This is a genomic window from Rhizobacter sp. P3_C12, from assembly GCF_056402735.1.
Genome location: NZ_JBFUGW010000385.1, coordinates 1 through 4,600, shown reverse-complemented (window position 1 = coordinate 4,600; position 4,600 = coordinate 1). Strand labels below are relative to the sequence as shown.

Annotated in this window: 5 protein-coding genes; all 5 read left to right on the top strand. The window is 62.2% G+C overall.

The window, feature by feature from the left end; genetic code table 11:
- On the top strand, positions 1-297 hold a 297-nt coding region (locus AC1DXV_RS31600; protein ID WP_477937446.1), incomplete at its 5' end, for a DUF4113 domain-containing protein.
- 422 nt (positions 298-719) lie between these two features.
- The gene (locus tag AC1DXV_RS31595) at positions 720-2,123 is read left to right on the top strand and encodes a S8 family serine peptidase (protein ID WP_477937444.1); all 1,404 of its coding nucleotides are present in this window, start codon (positions 720-722) and stop codon (positions 2,121-2,123) included.
- 140 nt (positions 2,124-2,263) lie between these two features.
- Positions 2,264-3,913 carry a hypothetical protein gene (locus AC1DXV_RS31590; RefSeq protein WP_477867878.1) on the top strand — a complete coding sequence of 550 codons (1,650 nt, stop codon included), beginning with the start codon at positions 2,264-2,266 and terminating at the stop codon, positions 3,911-3,913.
- 196 nt (positions 3,914-4,109) lie between these two features.
- A complete protein-coding gene (locus AC1DXV_RS31585; RefSeq protein ID WP_477937442.1) occupies positions 4,110-4,400 on the top strand; it encodes an SEFIR domain-containing protein in 291 nt (96 codons plus the stop codon).
- A 29-nt stretch (positions 4,401-4,429) separates the two neighbouring features.
- Positions 4,430-4,600, top strand: a 171-nt coding sequence (locus AC1DXV_RS31580) for a transposase (RefSeq protein WP_477937448.1), incomplete at its 3' end; no start/stop codon positions are given.

The following is a 4,600-nucleotide window of genomic DNA, read 5'->3' as shown; positions in this document are numbered from 1 at the left end:
GGCTTCAACTACGTGAAGGCCGGCGTCATGCTGGTGGACCTGCATGACGGAGGTGCCCGACAAGGTGAGCTCGACCTCTTCGCAGTTGACGAGCCGACGTTGCCGGCGGAAGTGGCACGCGACCGGTCGCAGTTGATGGGGGCACTGGATGCACTAAACCATCGATTCGGCAAAGGAGCAGTTCGCATTGCCAGCGCTCAGCAGGGGCGCGGAACGCATGCCTCAGTTGGCAAGCAGGAGCGGCGCTCTCCGCGATACACGACGAGGTTTGGCGAGATTGTCCTTGCGTTCGCTTGACGCTTCCGACTGGTTGCGGTCGCTCCGGTCTGGCCGCAGATCGACAGCTTCGGTCGAACGGCGACCTTCATCGGCGCTCGCTGCGAGTGACGGTTAGCTGCGACGTTCCCCGCGAGCGAGTCTTGGCACCCTTGACGCGAGCGCTGTCCGGTCTCGGTCGCGAAGCCGTCCTTCGCTGAAGCGGGGGGCTCTGTGTGGCAGATCGGTGTCGAAGGTGCTGCAAACGGACCTGCCGTGCATCCCCATGAGAAAACTGGTGCGCGATCTCTCCAAGGGGCGGATCGCCCGGCTCGTGCATAGATAGTTTTGATGAACGAGCAGCCTCGCTTTCGCGGCATATTCCGACACGGGAACGCGCACAATGAGGCGACGCTCCGGCAGTTGCTCCTACGCGGGCATATCGAGAGGAAAAGGAGAGCGCAATGGACTCCTCAGCAGGCGAACTCGTTGTCGCTTTCCACCCGGATGCAACGGCCGGCGCGCGCGCGATAGTTGCTGACCGAATGAGCTCCGGCGGACTTGAGGGGCTCTCGTTGCGCCCCCTGTCGTCGCACGCGGCCTTGGCGCTGGAGCGCGTCGAACGTGCGGGCGAGTCCGGTCGCCAGCGCGCGATTCGGGTGGAGAAGGCGCGCTACTTCTCCAGCACCACAGAGGGCCGCAGTATCGAATCGGCGTTGGACGAGTTGCGCTCCTTGCCCGGGGTCGAGACCGCCTATTGGAAACCCGGTGTGGAGAATCCGCTCGCGCCGGCGGCGCCTCCCGATATTCCAGAGGTGGAGATGCCGGGCGTCCGCCCCAGCGACTTCAGGATCCTTCAGACCTACTTGGACGCAGCACCTCAGGGCGTCGACGTCGGCGCCGCCTCGTTGCGGCCAGGAGGAAGAGGGGACGGTGTCCGCGTAGTTGACATTGAAGGAGGATGGCGTTTCACGCACACCGACCTGCTAGTCAATTCGGGTGGACTGCTCGCAGGCACGCAGTACCCTGAAGTATCGTGGCGCGATCACGGCACGGCGGTTCTTGGCGAGCTCGGAGGCGACGCGGATAGTGCGGGCGTCTGCGGCATCTGTCCCAATGCGATCCTGAGCAGTGTCTCCCATCGCGGGCTGGGAAGTTCCAAGGCGATCGAGATCGCAACCGGCCTCTTATCTGCCGGCGACGTTCTCCTGCTGGAGATGCACAGGCCGGGTCCACGGTTCGCCTACGCTCAGCGACTCGACCAATTGGGATACATCGCGGTGGAGTGGTGGCCTGACGACCTCTTGGCCATCCAGGGCGCCATCGCAAAGGGCATTGCGGTCGTCGAGGCAGCTGGGAACGGCGCCGAGGATCTCGACGCTCCGCTTTACAACACTCCAGGTCCGAACTTTCCGGCCGCTTGGTGCAACCCTCTGTCGGGGGGCGTGGACTCGGGCGCTATCGTGGTGGGCGCAGGAGCGCCACCGAGCGGCGCCTACGGCCCGGATCGTTCGCGCTTGGACTTCTCGAACTGGGGTCGACGCGTGGACTGTCAAGGCTGGGGTCGCGGCGTACTCACCACTGGATATGGCGACTTCTACACCGACATTCAGGATGCGGCGGACGAGGACTATTGGTATACGCRCCAGTTCAGCGGCACCTCCAGTGCCTCGCCCATCGTGGCCGGCGTGGTCGCCTGCCTACAGGGTGTCGCCAGGGCAGGTCATTCGGTACTGCAGTCGTCCGATCTCCGATCCGCGCTCAGGGCCACCGGGTCACTGCAAGTCGCAAGGCCGGGTGCTCCGGAAATTCAGAACATCGGAAGTCGGCCCGATCTGGCTGCGTTGATACGTCACCTCGGGCTCTGACATCCTCTACCTTGAAGTCGGAGCCTCGCGCCAAGAGGTCATCCTCTGATCTGATGACGGATCGGGGTATTCATCGGTATGGAGCAAGCGTCAATCGAGTTCAATCGGACGGCGAATAGGCGAGGGAGATGGAGGTCGGTATGAGCAAGATGGGCCGTTGGAGTTCGTTGGTAGTCTTCGCATGGGCCCTGTGCGGCTGTGCCAATCTCAGCACCGTCGACAGGCAAACTTCCTTGCCGCATGACGGCAAAGCCGTGCACCTCGACGCCGTGCAGCGTGTGGCCGTCGCGAACAATCAAGGTTGGGTGTGCGCTGAACCTTCCCCTGACGCGATGCAGGCGTATGCCGCATCGCTTGGTGCTGGATATGGAACGTTGTCCAAGGACGCCGCGTCCATCGCCCAAGCTTTTTCGGCGAGTTCTGGAAGTATCGGCCTGCGCACGCAGTCAATCACGCTGATGCGCGACGCGCTCTACCGCATATGCGAGCTCTACTTCAACGGCGCGCTGCCGAAGGAGGACGTCATTCAGCTCCTCAAGAGGTCGCAGGACCTTTCGCTGGGCGTGCTAGCTATCGAGCAGCTGACCGGTGCCGTGGTCGCTCAGCAAGTCGTGCTCAATACGAACTCCAGCGCTAGTGCGGCTGCCGCGATTAACGATACCCAGAGGGAATTGGACAAGGCTAGGGCAGACGAGGACGCTAAGAAGAGGGCCGCCGATAGCGCGCAGTCGGATCTCGACATGCAGAAGAAGCTGGTGGACACCAAGACGTCCGAAGCGGCGGTCGCCAAACAGAAGGCCAAGCCGACGCAGCAACTGATCGACTCATTGACGCCGAAACTGAAGACAGCGGAGGACGACCTGGAGACGGCGATTGCCTCGCGCCTCGCGCTCCGCAGTGCCGTCGTTGGGCAAGAGACCAACGTTAGCGGCCTCATCAGCCGGCGCGATGCCGCCGCGAAGAAGCTGGCGGGGCTTCATGAAGTGACAGTAGCGACGAAGGCCAAGCTCGATGCCGCCAAGGCGACAGCCCCTCCAGATCAGACGAGCATTGACAAACTGACGACGGATCTCAAGACTGCGACGGACGCGGAGGCCACCGCGACAACAGGTCTCGCAGCGCAGGAGAACGACCTCACCAAGGCAACGGGCGATCTTCAGAAAGCAAAGGATGCTGCTGCTGCTCCGGCTGGCAATGCGGTCGACGTCGCGCAAGGAAAAGTTGATCAATTCACCGCGCAGCTGAAGGCTCTGCGCGAGGACGAGAACCAGGTCGCAGCCGACAAGGCGACGACTGCGCTCAAGACTGCCTCGGACGAATTTAAGAAGAAGGAAGGCGCCGCAAGCGATGCCAAGGTGACGCTCGAGAAGGCGCAGACGAACACGAAGGAGATCGAGAAGCTCGGAAGCGCCGCCATCACTTCCGCAAACGCAAGTGCTGGTAGCGCCGGCCAGTTCTCTACGTCGACAGGCCGCTATGGCGTCAGCAAGGACACTGCGGAAGTCCTTGCGCGCGCCACCACTGACATCGTGCAGACCGTCGTGAACAAGGGACATTTAACCGACTCGTGTTCGGCGCTCTTGGTCTCGTATGCGAGCCGCACCAGTATTTCGGCGCAAGCGGAGGCTGCCTTTGCGAAGGTGTTGCCCTTGTGCCAGGAGGTGATCGCTGCCACGCTGGCCGTCTACCGTGCACGGGGTGGACTAGCGTCGGCCGGAGCGCAGTTCCCTTCTCCACCGCCCGTGGTTCCGCAGGCGAGGCCCCTAGGACAACCCGACGCAAGTCAGTAGGCCTGGACGGCAAGCTGATCGCCGCACCGCGCGACGCAATCGCGTGCACACGATCACAGCGGCCGAGTTCTCGGCGCTTCCACCGCCAGTTGATCCGACACAAGACGACAAAGTTGAGCATGGAGGACCTGCCGCACAGAACTCAGGACGCGTGCCAGCAACTGGCGGCTTTGCTGGCGCCCAAGAGGAGCACACAATGGAAAAGATCAAAATATTCRTCTCCTACAGCTGGGACGACCCACTGCACAAAGCTTGGGTTAAAAAGCTGGCGAACACGCTGGAGGAGATACAGGAAGTCCATGTCACCTGGGATGGCTACGACCTGGATGCCTTGGTTGACAAGCACCTTTTCATGGAGGTGGGCATTCACGACGCCGACCTCATTCTCGTGGTCGCAACAGCAAAGTACAAGGAAAAGGCTGACGGACGACTGGGCGGGGTCGGACTCGAAACTGACCTTGCCCGCGGAATCCGTATCCCTTGCTGAGTGGTTCAATCCAGGCAAGGAGAACGAAAGTGACGAAGGCAAAGAGAGCGCGCTACACGCTGGAATTCAAGCTTGAGGCGGTGCGGATGGTCAAGGGTGGGCAGAGCCTGGCGGTGGTGTCGAAGGTGCTGGGCGTGGCTGATCAGACGCTGCACAACTGGCTCAAGGCGGACCAGAGCGGCAAGCTGAACGGGCCCGGT